This is a genomic window from uncultured Idiomarina sp. (genome assembly GCF_964010655.1).
Taxonomy (GTDB): domain Bacteria; phylum Pseudomonadota; class Gammaproteobacteria; order Enterobacterales; family Alteromonadaceae; genus Idiomarina; species Idiomarina baltica.
Genome location: NZ_CAXGLS010000003.1, coordinates 1 through 14,949, shown reverse-complemented (window position 1 = coordinate 14,949; position 14,949 = coordinate 1). Strand labels below are relative to the sequence as shown.

At 47.7% G+C, this 14,949-nt stretch carries 15 protein-coding genes; 14 read left to right on the top strand and 1 reads right to left on the bottom strand.

All coding sequences use genetic code 11. The annotated features are described in order from the left end of the window. Nucleotides 1-6: 6 nt before the first annotated feature. From pspB to ABNS04_RS01415, 13 genes are all read left to right on the top strand, one after another. Nucleotides 7-240, top strand: a complete 234-nt coding sequence (gene pspB, locus ABNS04_RS01475) for an envelope stress response membrane protein PspB (RefSeq protein WP_006956019.1) — start codon at nt 7-9, stop codon at nt 238-240. Then, the gene (pspC, locus tag ABNS04_RS01470) at nt 237-620 is read left to right on the top strand and encodes an envelope stress response membrane protein PspC (RefSeq protein WP_272977540.1); all 384 of its coding nucleotides are present in this window, start codon (nt 237-239) and stop codon (nt 618-620) included. The genes pspB and pspC overlap by 4 nt, the downstream gene beginning before the upstream one ends. Continuing rightward, the gene (locus ABNS04_RS01465; protein WP_348671167.1) at nt 617-1,981 is read left to right on the top strand and encodes a YcjX family protein; all 1,365 of its coding nucleotides are present in this window, start codon (nt 617-619) and stop codon (nt 1,979-1,981) included. Before pspC ends, ABNS04_RS01465 begins: the two co-directional genes overlap by 4 nt. Beyond that, entirely contained in the window at nt 1,978-2,955 is a 978-nt protein-coding gene (locus tag ABNS04_RS01460; RefSeq protein ID WP_272978235.1) for a TIGR01620 family protein, read from the top strand. The genes ABNS04_RS01465 and ABNS04_RS01460 overlap by 4 nt, the downstream gene beginning before the upstream one ends. A 157-nt stretch (nt 2,956-3,112) precedes the next feature. Beyond that, nucleotides 3,113-4,336, top strand: coding sequence for a methionine gamma-lyase (gene megL / locus ABNS04_RS01455; RefSeq protein WP_272978236.1), 1,224 nt, complete (start codon nt 3,113-3,115; stop codon nt 4,334-4,336). Nucleotides 4,337-4,396: 60 nt separating this feature from the next. Next, nucleotides 4,397-5,191 (top strand): phenylalanine 4-monooxygenase, encoded by a 795-nt coding sequence (gene phhA, locus ABNS04_RS01450; RefSeq protein WP_272978237.1) that lies wholly within the window; start codon nt 4,397-4,399, stop codon nt 5,189-5,191. Nucleotides 5,192-5,211: 20 nt separating this feature from the next. Then, complete coding sequence (locus ABNS04_RS01445; RefSeq protein WP_006956013.1) at nt 5,212-5,550, top strand: 4a-hydroxytetrahydrobiopterin dehydratase; 339 nt, start codon at nt 5,212-5,214, stop codon at nt 5,548-5,550. Between the two features lie 128 nt (nt 5,551-5,678). Then, nucleotides 5,679-7,238, top strand: a complete 1,560-nt coding sequence (gene tyrR, locus ABNS04_RS01440) for a transcriptional regulator TyrR (protein WP_006956012.1) — start codon at nt 5,679-5,681, stop codon at nt 7,236-7,238. A 251-nt stretch (nt 7,239-7,489) separates the two neighbouring features. Then, entirely contained in the window at nt 7,490-8,563 is a 1,074-nt protein-coding gene (gene hppD, locus ABNS04_RS01435) for a 4-hydroxyphenylpyruvate dioxygenase (protein WP_006956011.1), read from the top strand. Beyond that, nucleotides 8,556-9,686, top strand: a complete 1,131-nt coding sequence (locus ABNS04_RS01430) for a homogentisate 1,2-dioxygenase (protein WP_272978238.1) — start codon at nt 8,556-8,558, stop codon at nt 9,684-9,686. Before hppD ends, ABNS04_RS01430 begins: the two co-directional genes overlap by 8 nt. A 6-nt stretch (nt 9,687-9,692) precedes the next feature. Then, nucleotides 9,693-10,715 carry a fumarylacetoacetate hydrolase family protein gene (locus ABNS04_RS01425; protein ID WP_006956009.1) on the top strand — a complete coding sequence of 341 codons (1,023 nt, stop codon included), beginning with the start codon at nt 9,693-9,695 and terminating at the stop codon, nt 10,713-10,715. Nucleotides 10,716-10,717: 2 nt separating this feature from the next. Then, nucleotides 10,718-11,356, top strand: a complete 639-nt coding sequence (gene maiA, locus ABNS04_RS01420) for a maleylacetoacetate isomerase (RefSeq protein WP_040488041.1) — start codon at nt 10,718-10,720, stop codon at nt 11,354-11,356. An 11-nt stretch (nt 11,357-11,367) separates the two neighbouring features. Beyond that, entirely contained in the window at nt 11,368-13,863 is a 2,496-nt protein-coding gene (locus ABNS04_RS01415) for a prolyl oligopeptidase family serine peptidase (RefSeq protein WP_272978239.1), read from the top strand. Here ABNS04_RS01415 and rrtA read toward each other — a convergent pair. Next, nucleotides 13,860-14,444 carry a rhombosortase gene (gene rrtA / locus ABNS04_RS01410; RefSeq protein ID WP_272978240.1) on the bottom strand — a complete coding sequence of 195 codons (585 nt, stop codon included), beginning with the start codon at nt 14,442-14,444 and terminating at the stop codon, nt 13,860-13,862. The two genes, ABNS04_RS01415 and rrtA, sit on opposite strands and share 4 nt — an antisense overlap. A 70-nt stretch (nt 14,445-14,514) precedes the next feature. On the opposite strand from rrtA, the gene ABNS04_RS01405 reads away from it, so the two are divergent. Beyond that, a partial coding sequence (locus ABNS04_RS01405) for a gamma-glutamyltransferase (RefSeq protein WP_272978241.1) occupies nt 14,515-14,949 on the top strand: 435 nt, incomplete at its 3' end.

The following is a 14,949-nucleotide window of genomic DNA, read 5'->3' as shown; positions in this document are numbered from 1 at the left end:
AGCAACATGGACTTTCTAGAGTTTTTGATGGCGCCCATTATCATATTTTTGGTGATTGTCGCCCCCATTTGGTTGATTCTTCACTACAAAAGCAAGCGAAATGCGAGCCAAGGTATTAGTGAAGAAGAACGCAGCCAATTGAATCAAATGAGTGAGCGAGTAGAAAAAATGCGTGAACGCGTACAAACGCTTGAGCGCATCTTAGATGCTGACTCACCTAGCTGGAGGGAACACAAATGAGTGCTACTGAACGCAAACGTCAGCTACAACGCAACACTGAAACAGGCAAGATTGCCGGCGTATGTGCCGGTCTTGCCGACTACTTAAACATCGAAACCTGGGTGGTACGGCTGATTTTTTTCACCGGATTGATTTTTTCTCAAGGTTTCTTTTTAGTGCTGTATATCGCGGGCTGGCTTATTTTAGATAAGAAACCGCGGTCTGAAGGGCATCAAGATATGCACATCAAGACGCGTGTCTATGGCGGCGGCAAACCTGCTAGTCAAGCGGTTGCAGAAATGGAAAGCGAGTTAAAATCGTTGGACGAGCAAGTGCAACGAATGGAAAAATACGTCACCTCTACGCAATATAATTTGAATCGTGAATTAAGGCAGCTGTGATTTCATTAAAAAAGGCTCAACAGCAAACCCGCGATCTCATCAATCGCGGGTTTGATCGTCATATCAGACTCGCTATCACGGGTCTCAGTGGTGCGGGCAAAACGGCACTCATTACCGGTATGCTTGAGCAAGTGCTGAACGGTTACGATGCGAAGCAGTTAGCGTTCTGGCAAGTTAAACATTCTGGCCGTTTGCTAGGCAGTCGTCTGATAGAGAATCGTGATTGGTCGACGCCACGGTTCGCGTATGAAGAGGCGGTGAAAGTGCTTACTTCAGCACATCCAAGTTGGCCCTCGTCTACGCGTGACGTGAGTGAAATTCGCTTTGAAATCAAATATCAGCCACGTTCTGGTCTTGCTAAACATCTAATGGATGAGCGTCGACTCGTGGTTGAGTTGGTCGACTATCCCGGTGAATGGTTATTAGACTTACCACTACTGCAAAGCCATTACGGTGCGTGGTCCGCTCAGCAGAACCAATTGAATCAACACGGCGAACGCGCCAACCATTTTGCGTCATGGTATCAGCAGGCTCAATCGCAACTTGAAAATGGACCTGTATCTGATACGACCCTGCGAGAGCTGGCACAGGGTTACCAGCAGGCTTTAAAATCAGCTCAAGCAGCGGGCTTTTACAATTTGCAACCGGGCCGTCACTTGCTTCCAGGACAACTCGAAGGCGCGCCTGTAATGGGGTTTTTCCCTTGGCCATTCAGCGATCAAAACTCTGCACAATTTGAACATTTAAAGCGCGTATTTGAACGTTATAAAGAAGACGTCATTAAACCTTTTTATAAAAATCACTTTCAAGGATTTAATCGACAAGTGATTTTGGTCGATGTGCTTACAGCGCTAGAGCACGGTAAAGCCCGATTTGACGAGCTCATAGAGACTTTGACGGGGCTGTTGAATAGTTTTGAATATGGTGAGAATGCGCTTTTACGGCGAATTATTTCTCCTGCTATCGATAAAGTGGCTTTAGTCGCCTCAAAAGTTGATCATGTCGGTCCGGATGGCCAACACGCACTGAATCAACTGTTATCTGACATGTTACGTCGTTCACGACAACATTTTCAGTTTGAACGGATTGAGCATGAACTGTTCGCAGTAGCAGGGATTGCTACGAGTAAGGCCGGACGACTCAATGATGGAACTATTGTGTTAGATGGTTATTTAGAAAGCGGTCAAAAAGTTCGTGTAGGCGCACCTTCTGTGCCCGCGCAATTGCCGAATGATAAGCAATGGCAAACGGGTTTTGAGTTTCCACAGTTTGTACCTCATTTTAGCGCTGCCGATTCACCTTTACCGCACATTCGGCTTGATCAGCTGCTCGAATACTTGTTAGGAGATAAGTTGAAGTGAAGCAGGATACCCAATTAAAGTTCTATGCCATCGAAGAGCCGGTTGATAAGGTCGAAGATACGACTGCAGATATGAATGCCGAAGCTGCTGAAACTATCGCGACATCAACGCGGCGAAAAGGTCAAACTAAACTGCGAAAATTGGCACTGGTGACCATCGTTGCTGTTTTCATCGGGGTGCTCACCGAGACGATACTTGGCATCTATGGGGCTTTTCAATCGTCATTCTGGCTTGGCAGTCTCTGGCTTGTCGTGAGTGTGTTGCTATGCCTAACATTATTTGGATTTTTTATCCGTGAATGGTGGTTGCTAAGAAAGCTGAAGCAACGTTGGCAGATGCAGGCGCACTTTGACGAGCAATCACATATCCAAGCATTACACCGACCCGATTTAGAACAACAATGGCAGCAACAGCGTCAGTCGCACTGGAACGAACAAGAAATCGCGACACGCTTTGAGCAGGATATCTTAGCGAATGTCGATCAGACAGCGATGCGACGAATTCGCAAATGGTCCTTGGAAGCTGCCGCATTGGTCGCTATCAGTCCAAGTAGCCTGGCCGATATGCTACTGCTACTTTGGCGTAATCAACGCATGATCAGTGAACTGTCGCGCCTTTACGGAGTGAAGCTCGGTTATTGGAGCCGCATTAAATTATGGCGTCATATACTGACAAACTTAGCTTATGCGGGCGTGAGTGAGCTTATCGTTGATATGGGTAGCCAATGGTTAAGCACCGAGTTAGTTGCACGTCTCTCAGCACGCGCGGCACAAGGCGTCGGTGCAGGGTTACTGACAGCCCGTTTAGGGTTACAAACTATACGACTCGTTAGACCTTTACCTTACGTACATACGCAAAAACCGAGCTTACTATCCATGCAAAAGTTGTTGGTGAAGGATTTAGCAAAACAGTTTCCAACAATGTTTAAAAATAAACCTGAACACGCTTCAAGCGATACCAGTCAATCATTGTAGCTGGTTAGACCAGTTAAGTGGAAAAATAGCGTTACAGCCGCTTGCATAAATGTCGGCGGCTGAAGCATTGCCTTTTGATAGCGTCTGACTGCACTCTTATTCCATAACAAAAATATGACAAATGAAGACTTTTTGGTCGTGACTTTGGGACGGAATAATGAGCGAAGGTAAGCAGTCAACGGAACATCATCAATTAGCCACGCAAGTCATCCATGGCGGTAAAGCGCCGCAGGATCCTGAGGGTGCGTTAGTTGCTCCGCTGTATCAAACATCGACATTTAAATTTAGTCACGCTGATCAGGGGAGCGCTCGATTTGCCGGTGAAGAACCAGGCTACATCTACAGCCGTCTTGGTAATCCTACGATCACCCAATTAGAAACTCGCGTCGCCGGACTCGAAGGTTTTTCAGCCGCCGCCGCAAGCGCGACCGGCATGGGAGCGATTGCAGCTACAACCATGGCACTCGTGCGTTCAGGTGATCACGTGTTGGTCTCGGACGCGATTTATGGCTGTAGCTTCGCATTGTTCAGTGAGTTATTTGAGCGGTTTGGTATCGAGGCTGAATTTATTGATATGGCCGACCCAGACCAAATTACCGCGCATTTGCGCGATAATACGCGGTTTGTGTTTATCGAGACGCCCGCTAACCCACATTTAAAGCTACTTGATATTGCCGCAATCAAAACTGCCATGGGTAGCAGTGCAGCCAAGCTAATCGTCGACAATACCTTTATGACACCTTTGCTGCAGCAGCCTAAGTCACTAGGTGCAGATATTGTGATTCATAGTGCTACGAAATTTTTAAATGGTCACGGTGATGTCGTGGCGGGTATCGTATGTGGTGACGAAGAAACCATCGCCGATATTAAAATGACAACGCTGAAAGATATGGGCGCGACGATGAGTCCCCATGATGCTTGGCTCATTTTGCGAGGTCTCAAAACACTCGACGTTCGCATGCAAAGACATTGCGATAACGCCGAGAAGGTCGTGAGTTTCTTACAACAACACGAACTCATTAAGAAAATTTATTATCCAGGATTAGCCAGTCATCCCAAACACGATTTGGTGGGGTCGCAAATGCAACGTGCAGGCGCTGTTATCGCGTTTGAGCTACATAGCGACGAGCAGGGCGCGCGGGCATTTCTTGATGCGCTGGATATGATTGCACTCGCAGTGAGTTTAGGTGATGCCGAGACCTTGATTCAACATCCAGCCTCTATGACGCATTCACCGTATACACCTGAGGCGCGTCAAGCCGCGGGCATTAGCGATACGCTACTGCGTATTGCCGTGGGTTTAGAGGATGCTAACGATATCATCGCTGACCTGAAGCAAGCGCTTGATAGTGTTGCCAGCCGCTGGCGTGATTCGGCCTAGCCATACAGACTTTAATTATTAATCTACACTTAAATTAGAACAGCAAGAAGAGGCATAACTATGGGTAAAGAGAGTAATTACGTATCCAAACAGCCCGATGCCGAGGGAATCATCCATTGGACTGATGAAGAGAATCAGGTTTGGCACGATTTAGTTGAGCGTCAACTTAAGTGCATTCCAGGTAAAGCCTGTGATGAGTACATGAAAGGACTTGAACTACTCGACTTGCCAAAAGACCGTATACCGCAGCTGCACGAGCTTAATGAAGTACTTGAGCGTGAAACAGGTTGGCAGGTTGCTGCGGTGCCGGCACTGATTCCATTTGACGAATTCTTTCGGTTGTTAGCTAATAAGCAATTCCCAGTCGCTACATTTATTCGTACTCGGGAAGAGTTCGACTACTTGCAAGAACCCGACATCTTTCATGAAATTTTCGGCCATTGTCCATTGTTGACCAATCCTGCATTTGCCCACTTTACACATCAATATGGCAAACTGGGTTATGCGGCGACACCGAAAGAACGCGTTTACTTAGCACGCTTATACTGGTTTACTGTTGAATTTGGCCTGTTACAAACGGACGAAGGCATCCGCATTTATGGTGGTGGTATTTTATCCTCACCAGCGGAAACCGAATATGCGGTGAACAGTGATAAGCCTGAACGCCATCCACTGAAAGCGTTGGATGCTCTGCGAACCCCTTATCGGATCGATATTATTCAGCCTGTGTACTACACCATCAATAGTGTCGATGAATTATTTGAGATTTCAGACATGGATATCATGGCGTTGGTACGCGAGGCTATGGAACTGGGACTCTTTGAACCAAAATTCCCGCCTAAAGACGCGGCATAATAATTAACAGGAGTATTTATATGGCTGCATTAAATCAAGAACACTGTGAAGCGTGTAACGCAGACGCACCGAAGGTCAGTGATGATGAGTTGGCATCGTTGATGCGCGAGATCCCCGAGTGGACGCCGGTGAGTGACGACGGTGTGATGATGTTACGTCGCGAGTTTAAATTCAAAAACTTCCGCCAAGCATTGGAATTCACCAACAAAGTCGGTGAAATTGCTGAGGCCGAGAAGCACCATCCAGAAATTATCACTGAGTGGGGTAAGGCGACGGTGACCTGGTGGACCCATGCAATTAATGGCCTACACAAAAACGATTTTGTTATGGCTGCGAAAACGGACGAAATCTTAAATTAAGCTTAAGATTCGGCAAATAGTTCGATAGAACGTCAAAAACCCTAGCTCAAACGCTAGGGTTTTTCTGTATCCGCGCTTGAATATCCTGTACGATATACTTTACAGATCTCTCAACCTGAACGAATGACATGAGACTAGAGATAACCTGCGATGACCGTTTAGGCATTTGCCTTGATGTATTGCAGATACTTCGCGATCAAGAAATCGATTTAAGAGGTATTGAAATTGATCCGCGCGGAAAGATTTACCTAAACTTTCCTGAACTCGCGTTTGAAGACTTCAGCCACTTAATGCCACAAATACGTCGAATTCCAAATGTTATCGATGTGAAAACCATCCCATACATGCCTTTTGAGCGTGAGCATTTTGAATTTGATTTACTCTTAAGTACTTTGCCGGATCCGGTGATTTCCATCGATATCAAAGGACGTATTGATATCATTAATGATGCCGCAGCACAGTTATTAGGTGCCCCGAAGGACACCCTAAGTGGCGACTATTTGTCGCAATTCATCACTGGATTTGGATTGGCGCGCTGGCTTGATAAACAACCTAAAGAACCCGTGTTTGAAGCGGTTGTGATCAACAATGCAGAGTATTACGCACAGATATTACCTATTTGGGTCGCTGGCGAGGACGGTAGTCGCTCTTTCGCGGGGGCTGTCTTAACGTGCAAGACCGAACCTAATGTCGCTCAGTGGCAGAACAATAAGAATGATTCTGCCTTTGATCGTTTACTCACTGAAAACGCCGCATTCAAGAAGGTGATTAAAGAAGCGCAGCGTATGGCTGAGTTGGATGCGCCTCTGTTGATAGAGGGTGAGACGGGCGTCGGTAAGGAGTTGTTGGCAAAGGCGTGTCATCAAGCATCAGCGCGCGCCGATAAACCGTTTTTGGCGATTAACTGCGCCGCGTTACCGGACAACGTTGCCGAGAGTGAGTTATTTGGGCATGGCGCAGGCAGCTTATCAGAGCACAGTGCTAAAAAGACAGGGGTGCTAGAACAAGCCGCTGGCGGTACCGTGTTACTCGATTCAGTCGGCGAGATGTCGATTAATTTACAGGCCAAGTTATTGCGCTTTTTAGAGCACGGCGTATTCCGTCGTATCGGCGAAGAACAAGAGGTTAGCGTCGATGTACGTGTTATTTGTACGGCACAAAACCACCTCTATGAGCTAGTTGAGGCGGGGACTTTCCGCGAGGATTTGTATTATCGACTCAATGTGCTCGCGCTGAATGTACCACCACTCCGTGAACGTAAAGCGGATGCCGTGTTATTGGCTGAGCATTTTATTTCGCAAGCTTGTAAATCGCTCGGGCGCAGCTTGGTTAAACTGAGCCGCTCAGCTAAGGACCGTATTAAGACCTATCAATGGCCGGGTAACGTACGTCAGCTTGAGAATACGATGTTTCGTTCGGTGTCCATGCTCGATGGCGACGTGCTCGAGGCGAATGATGTTAAGTTGCCTGAAGTGCAAATAGATGATGACCCGTTAGCCATCGAAATTGAAGATATCAGTTTGGATGAGGCGGTGCGCCGTTTCGAGAGTACTGTACTTAAACGATTGTATCCAAGTTTCCCAAGTACGCGACAACTGGCACGTCGTTTGGGTTTATCGCATACGGCAGTCGCTAATAAACTGCGTGACTACGGAATCGGTAAGCAGCGCAAGAAAAGCCAGTCTTAAATAGCTGTAAACTTTTTACGACACGCTACAACAGTGTGTACAATTAAGTTTACGGCTTATTTATCAAAGTCCATGAGGAGAGCGCGTCTTAACGCGCTCTCTTTTTTTGTAAATAAAAGGTTACAAAGTTTGACGTGGCGCAACGATGGGTAGTTTTTACGCTTTACTCGCTCAATTTAACTAACCCCCCTAAAGTAACGATTACACAAAACAAAAAACACCCATGTAATCGAATACAGAAGGAAGTAGTTATGAGCGATATGAATTATAACCCACTCAACACCGACGGTTTTGAGTTTGTTGAGTACACTGCCCCTGATGCCAAAGGTATCGCAGCTCTTAAAGACTTGTTTGATAAGTTGGGCTTCACCGAAGTGGCTAAGCATAAAAGCAAAGAAGCGTGGCTGTATAAGCAAAACGATATCCAGTTCGTGATCAACTCACAAGTGGGTGGGCAAGCCGAGGAATTCGCTAAAAAGCACGGCCCAAGTGTATGCGGTATGGCATGGCGTGTGGCGGATGCCAAAAAGGCACTCGAGCATGCGTTAGATAATGGTGCGAAAGCATTCCCAGCGGACCAAGGCGTGATTGAAGACATCCCCGCGGTATACGGTATTGGCGAGAGCGCTCTGTACTTTATCGATAACTATCAGGATATGGCCGTTTATACTGACCACTTTGAATTCTATCCTGACTGGCAAGAAAAAATGTCGTCACATGCCGCAGGTCTATATGAAATTGACCACCTTACCCACAACGTATTCCGCGGCAACATGGATACTTGGGCTGGCTTCTACGAGCGTATCGGTAACTTCCGTGAGATCCGCTATTTCGATATCGAAGGTAAACTCACGGGCTTGTTAAGCCGTGCAATGACTGCACCGTGCGGAAAAATTCGTATCCCTATTAACGAATCGCACGACGACAAATCGCAAATCGAGGAATACCTGCGCGAGTATAACGGTGAAGGCATTCAACACATTGCATTGACCAGTGACAATATCTATAAAACGGTAAAAGATTTGCGCAGTATCGGGATGGAGTTCATGGATACTCCTGATACTTACTACGAGAAAATCAATGAGCGCGTAGAAGGTCATGAAGAAGACGTTGAGGCACTTCGCGACCAGCGTATTTTGATCGACGGCGCGCCGATGAAAGATGGCATCTTGCTGCAAATCTTTACCCAAACCGTGATTGGTCCTGTGTTCTTTGAAATTATTCAGCGTAAAGGTAACGAAGGTTTTGGTGAAGGTAACTTCAAAGCCTTATTCGAAAGTATCGAAGAAGACCAAATTCGTCGAGGAGTGTTGAGCGATGCGTAAGTGGATCAGCTTTCCCAAACAGGAAGGCGCGCATTCACGACAGGCTCATGCTGACTTTCCTGAGCAGGCGATGTATGAACGTGAAGCGGGTCGAAGTGGATTCTTCGGCCCTGCTACTCATTTCCATCATCAGCACGCACCGACAGGTTGGTCAGATTGGCAAGGACCGTTGCGTCCGCGCGCCTTCGACTTTAATCAACTGAAAGACCTAGACCAAGAAAACCCGTGGTTGGTAAATAATCTGCTCGAGAACGCTAACTGTAAGTTTCGTTTATGGCACTGCCAAAGCAAGATGAACTACCTGGTGCGCAATGCCGATGGTGATGACTTGCTGTTTGTTCATGAGGGCAGTGGTCATGTATTTTGTGATTACGGGCATATCAAGCTGGTTAAAGGCGACTACTTTCTCATTCCACGCTCAACGAGCTGGCGCATTGAGCCCGAAGAGCCTATGCAACTGTTGATGATCGAAGCGACAAATGGTGCGTATCAGTTACCTGAAAAGGGATTGGTCGGTAACCACGCGATTTTCGATCCGGCGGTACTGGATACACCGGCGATTGATGATGCCTTTAAGGCACAATATAGCGAAGAGCAGACGCAAACTTTCGTCAAACGTCACCAGCAGGTTTCGGTGATTACCTATCCGTTTAATCCGCTGGATGCCGTGGGTTGGCATGGCGATTTGGCACCGGTTCGACTTAATTGGCGTGATATTCGCCCACTGATGAGTCACCGTTATCACCTGCCACCCTCAGCGCACACTACGTTTGTTGCTGAGCGGTTTGTCGTGTGTACTTTTGTTCCGCGTCCAATCGAGAGTGACCCAGGCGCACTTAAAGTTCCGTTTTATCATAATAATGATGATTATGACGAAGTGTTGTTCTATCACGAAGGCGACTTCTTTAGTCGTGACAACATCGATCGTGGTATGGTGACCTTTCATCCGGCAGGCTTTACCCACGGACCGCATCCAAAAGCCTTTAAAGCGGGTCTAGAACATAAAAAGAAATTCACCGATGAAGTCGCAGTCATGCTCGACACGCGCGATGCATTAGAAGCATCCGACGCGGCAATGAGTGTTGAGAATCCCGACTACGTGTTCAGTTGGAAGGAGAAGTAAAACAATATGAAACTAGCAACCTATCGAAATGGTACGCGCGACGGCCAACTGATGGTCGTCAGCCGTGACTTAACCAAAGCAGTAGCCATTCCAGCCATCGCGAGTTGTATGCAAGAGCTCGTTGATAACTGGGACGAGCTTGCGCCAAAAGCTGACGCGGTTTATCAATCACTGAATCAAGGTGATGTTGAAGGGGCTGTGACATTTGAGCAGCATTTGTGTGAGTCACCGCTACCACGGGCTTATCAGTGGGCTGATGGCAGCGCTTACGTGAATCACGTTGAGTTGGTACGTAAAGCACGCGGCGCTGAAATGCCACCGAGCTTTTGGGAAGATCCTTTGATGTATCAAGGGGGCTCAGATGATTTTCTCGCGCCTCACGATGATATCGAGATGGCAAGCAATGAGTGGGGCATCGATTTCGAAGGCGAAATCGCAGTCATCACTGACGACGTCCCGATGGGGATTGAAGCCAAAGATGCCAGCCAACACATTAAATTATTGATGTTGGTCAATGATGTATCTTTACGTGGCCTGATTCCGGGTGAACTGGGTAAAGGCTTCGGCTTTTTCCAAAGTAAACCCTCATCTGCATTTTCGCCGGTTGCCGTCACCCCGGACGAGTTGGGTGACGCATGGCAAGACAGCAAAGTGCATTTACCGCTGTTATCACAATACAACGGAAAGCCTTTCGGTAAACCTAACGCGGGCGAAGACATGACATTTAACTTCGCGCAGTTGGTTGCTCACGCAGCAAAAACTCGCCATTTGGGTGCCGGTGCAATCATTGGTTCAGGTACAGTATCCAATAAGCAGGGCACCGATCATGGGACAGCGATCGCCGAAGGTGGCGTAGGGTATAGCTGTATTGCAGAAGTGCGTATGATCGAAACTATTCGTGACGGACAGCCCACAACCCAGTTTATGGACTTTGGTGATACCATTCATTTTGAAATGAAAAACGCCGATGGCGAGTCGATCTTCGGCGCTATCGACCAAAAAGTGGTGCAATACAAAGGACCGCAATAATGATGGAACTTTACGGATACTGGCGCTCAAGCGCCAGTTTTCGTGTGCGCTTAGGACTCGCATTTAAACAGTGCGACTATACTTATCATCCGGTTCACCTAGTCAAAGATGGCGGTGAGCAACATAGTGAAGCGTACCGGAAACTAAACCCTTCTGAACTCGTCCCGACATTGATTGACGGTGACGTAAAACTCAACCAGTCGCTAGCCATTCTCGAATATCTCGATGATTGTTACCCCGATAATCCTTTGTTACCCACGGAACATGTTGCCAAAGCGCAAGTGCGTGCGCTCGCCTATGATCTAGCGTGTGAGCTGCAACCCGTAACCAACTTGCGTGTATTGCAATATTTGACGGGCACGCTTAAATGCAGTGATGAACAGAAAGTTGAATGGATCCACCACTGGGTTACGAAGAGCTTTACCGCATTTGAACAGCGTCTTGCCGATTATGCAGGTGATTATTGCTTTGGAAATTCGGTAACATTAGCGGATATTTGTTTGTTGCCGCAGGTATACAATGCGCTCCGATTTAACGTGCCGCTAGACGACTATCCAAATCTAGTGCGTGTGCACAGCAATTTGTTAAAACTGGATGCGGTTCAACAAGCCTTACCGGAAAATCAACCCGACGCACAATAAAGGAAATCAGTATGCAAAAATCCCGTTTGGTGATCGCACTGAGCGCGGCGCTCGTTACTGCGTCTTGCGCATCCACTCAAAGCACGGTTGCGCAATCTACAACCACTCATAAAGCGCCCACACCGGCGACTTTAAAAGCAGACCCACTGGCTTCGGCTGAAGGCGTGGCTGAACTTACCCTTGAGCAAATCATGGCTGATCCCGACTGGATGGGTCGTTTTCCTGAAAACGCGTTTTGGAGCTTAGACGGTCAAGATATCTTGTTCTACCAAAAGCGTGAAGGTAGCGAAGTTCGCGACTTAATGATAATCAAGGGTGGACAAGGAAAACTGCAGGCTGTGCCACTCTCAGAGCAACACCTATATATCGCTGACGAAAAAGAATCGTCCGTGGCGGGTGACTGGTTAGCATACACCTATAAAGGTAATGTGTTTGTCCGTTTTGGTAATGGTGAGGTGAAGCAACTCACGCGTGATAGCGAACGTCAGCACAACCTTCAAGCAATGGCGGATGGTTCGCTAAGCTATCAACAAGGTCAGCAGTTCTTTCGTATCGACGTACGTTCAGGTTTGTCACAGCAAATCGCTGATATCCAGTTCGCTGATGAACCACAAGCTAATGAAGCGCCGGCTGACTATATCGCTAAGGAAGAACAGAAGCTGATTCAGTTCGTACAGAAAGAGCGTAAAAATCGTGCCGAACAGTTTGAATATCAGCAGCAGTTACAGCAACAAAATGACACATTAGCGCCGCAGGCGTTTTATCTTGATAAACGTATGCAATGGGTCGATGGACGCCTGTCGCCGAACGGACGTTACCTGTTGGTTGCTATGTCCGAGCCACAGAGTTGGCGCGATGACGGCGATATCATGCCGAACTACATCACTGAAGATGGCCGCATTGAGCCGGAGAAAGTGCGTCGCCGTGTCGCCGATGCAAAACCTCAGCAACATCAGTTAGTGTTGCTGGATCTGCAGAAGCATACTCAAACGAGTTTGACCTACAACACACTCGACGGCTGGAACGAAGACGTATTGGCCGCGGTAAAAGCTGAGAATGCCAAGGCGGAAGGGCAGTCATACGAAAGCAAAAAAGAACCACGTGCTATTCAGTTGATGGCTGACTGGGGCTGGGAAAACGGTGCGATTCAGTGGAACGAAGAAGGTTCGGAAGTGGCCGTCATGCTCGAAGCTTGGGACAACAAGGATCGTTGGATTGCGACCGTCGACTTCGGCGCCAAACAGTTAGAGCAACAAGATCGCTTACACGACGATGCATGGATTAATTACACACACAATGAGTTTGGTTGGGTCGATGAAGATACGCTTTGGTTTATGTCCGAAGCGGATGGCTACTCACACCTATATGCGCGTGATCTTGATCAACAAACCACGCAGTTAACTGAAGGCCAATACGTGGTTGAAACACCGACACTATCGGCTGATAGCAGTCAGTTGTACTTTCAAGCCAATCAACCTCACCCCGGTATTTATGAGATTTACCGTGTTGCAGTAGATGGCTCAAGTGAGCCTGAACAGCTCACTGACTTAGGTGGAATGACGGGCTACGAATTAAGTCCAACGAGTGAACGGTTATTACTCACGTATTCGACTCCTTTGATGCCGCCTGAGCTTTACGTCAAGAATGCTGACGCGACAGATGAAGCGCAGCGCCTCACTCACACCGTATCTGAGAAATTCTTAAGTATCGACTGGACCGCGCCGGAAATCGTGCCAATTGCTTCATCCCACGTAGATGAACCGATTTATACGCGAGTATACAAGCCGGAAGGTTTTGATGCCGAACGTGCTGAAGAGTATCCAGCAGTAGTCTTTATTCACGGCGCGGGTTACCTGCAAAACGCGCATATGGGCTGGTCCGGCTATTTCCGTGAGTTTATGTTCCATAGCTTCCTTAACAAGCAAGGTTATGTCGTTGCCGATCTCGACTACCGAGGTTCGAAAGGTTACGGACGTGATTGGCGCACCGCTATCTATCGCCAAATGGGCACACCTGAGGTTGAAGATTTGGTCGACGTAACGGATTGGCTACAAACCAATGTGAACGTTGATGGCGAGCGTATGGGTACTTATGGTGGCTCGTATGGTGGCTTCTTAACCTTTATGGCGCTATTTAAAGAACCTGGGTTATTCCAAGCCGGTTCGGCGCTGCGTCCAGTGACTGACTGGGCACATTACAACACGGGTTATACGTCCAATATTTTAAACCTACCGCAGGATGATGCGATTGCTTATCGCCGTAGCTCACCCATTTACTATGCGGACGGTTTAGAGGACGCCTTGTTAATTAACTCACCGATGGTGGATGACAACGTATTCTTCCAAGACAGCGTACGCCTTGTGCAACGTTTGATTGAGTTGAAAAAGACCGACTGGGAAACCGCGATTTATCCCGTGGAGCCGCACGGATTCCGTCAGCCGGAGAGTTGGTTAAACGAATACCGTCGTATCTACAAGCTGTTTGAGGAAAACTTACAGCAGGATTAATCCTGCTGTGTTTTCTGCCTGTTTACGGCGTCAGCTAACCGACGCCGTTGCAGGAACCAAGTCACTCCGCCAGCAATCATGCCGGCTGCATGAATCAAGGCGACATCCGGGCCGACAAAATGGTCAGGTCTAAAGCCTGCTAGCTCTGCAATTACTTTACCCAGTAAAGCCACAATGACTGCGAGGTACCAAGGCTGCTTGAGTGTCGCATTGATGAGGCACACTAAAAGCAAACCATGCAGTACTCCCGATAATCCGACATATTCTATCGTCTCTGGCCACAGCCATAGCAGACCACCGCTTATTACACTGATCAGCAGGTAATTATTGAATAACTGACGCATATCGAATTGGTCATTAAAAATGCCGACGACCAATGCGAGTCCAGCCATATTAAATAGCCAGTGATTCCAACCTAGGTGGAGCAAGGGCGCTGTTACTAAACTCCAAATCTTGTCACTCAATTCAGCACTATTAAATGCGAGCACGTCATGACCGGGCAGCCATTGGATAATCGCCGAAATACAAATGATGAGTGCGGCGGCCATCGCACCACTAGTGAGTGACTGATTTTTATTCATAAGCGTTTGCCTGTTACCCTGTAGCTCCGTATGATAGAAGTCACTACTTGTACCAGATGTTAGGGCTATCATGAAGTCAATTAATACCTCGCATTGGATTTTATCGTCTATCGCGGCTGCTTTACTCGCGGCTTGCTCACCCGCTCAATCCGGTGCCAGCGCAACAGCTGCACCACAAGATTCAGAACCGAAACAAGAAGCGCGTGAGCCTGAGATGGCTACGGGGTTTGCGGATAAAAAAGCGGTCGTAACGGATCAGTTTATGGTCACCGCTGCTAACCCTCATGCAGTCGAGGCAGGTTATAAGGTGTTAAAAGAAGGTGGTAGCGCTGTTGATGCCGCTATCGCAGTACAAGCCATGTTAGGTTTAACCGAGCCACAATCCTCTGGGATCGGTGGCGGCGCGTTTATTCTTTACTGGGATAACGAGCAACAAAAACTGTATACCATTGATGCTCGCGAAACGGCTCCTAAAGAGGCGACGGAAGCTTTGTTTCTTGACCAA

Coding starts and splice junctions, on each gene's coding strand:
- pspB (WP_006956019.1), top strand. CDS start 7: ATGGACTTTCTAGAGTTTTTGATGGCGCCCATTATCATATTTTTGGTG.
- pspC (WP_272977540.1), top strand. CDS start 237: ATGAGTGCTACTGAACGCAAACGTCAGCTACAACGCAACACTGAAACA.
- megL (WP_272978236.1), top strand. CDS start 3,113: ATGAGCGAAGGTAAGCAGTCAACGGAACATCATCAATTAGCCACGCAA.
- phhA (WP_272978237.1), top strand. CDS start 4,397: ATGGGTAAAGAGAGTAATTACGTATCCAAACAGCCCGATGCCGAGGGA.
- ABNS04_RS01445 (WP_006956013.1), top strand. CDS start 5,212: ATGGCTGCATTAAATCAAGAACACTGTGAAGCGTGTAACGCAGACGCA.
- tyrR (WP_006956012.1), top strand. CDS start 5,679: ATGAGACTAGAGATAACCTGCGATGACCGTTTAGGCATTTGCCTTGAT.
- hppD (WP_006956011.1), top strand. CDS start 7,490: ATGAGCGATATGAATTATAACCCACTCAACACCGACGGTTTTGAGTTT.
- ABNS04_RS01430 (WP_272978238.1), top strand. CDS start 8,556: ATGCGTAAGTGGATCAGCTTTCCCAAACAGGAAGGCGCGCATTCACGA.
- ABNS04_RS01425 (WP_006956009.1), top strand. CDS start 9,693: ATGAAACTAGCAACCTATCGAAATGGTACGCGCGACGGCCAACTGATG.
- maiA (WP_040488041.1), top strand. CDS start 10,718: ATGGAACTTTACGGATACTGGCGCTCAAGCGCCAGTTTTCGTGTGCGC.
- ABNS04_RS01415 (WP_272978239.1), top strand. CDS start 11,368: ATGCAAAAATCCCGTTTGGTGATCGCACTGAGCGCGGCGCTCGTTACT.
- rrtA (WP_272978240.1), bottom strand. CDS start 14,444: ATGAATAAAAATCAGTCACTCACTAGTGGTGCGATGGCCGCCGCACTC.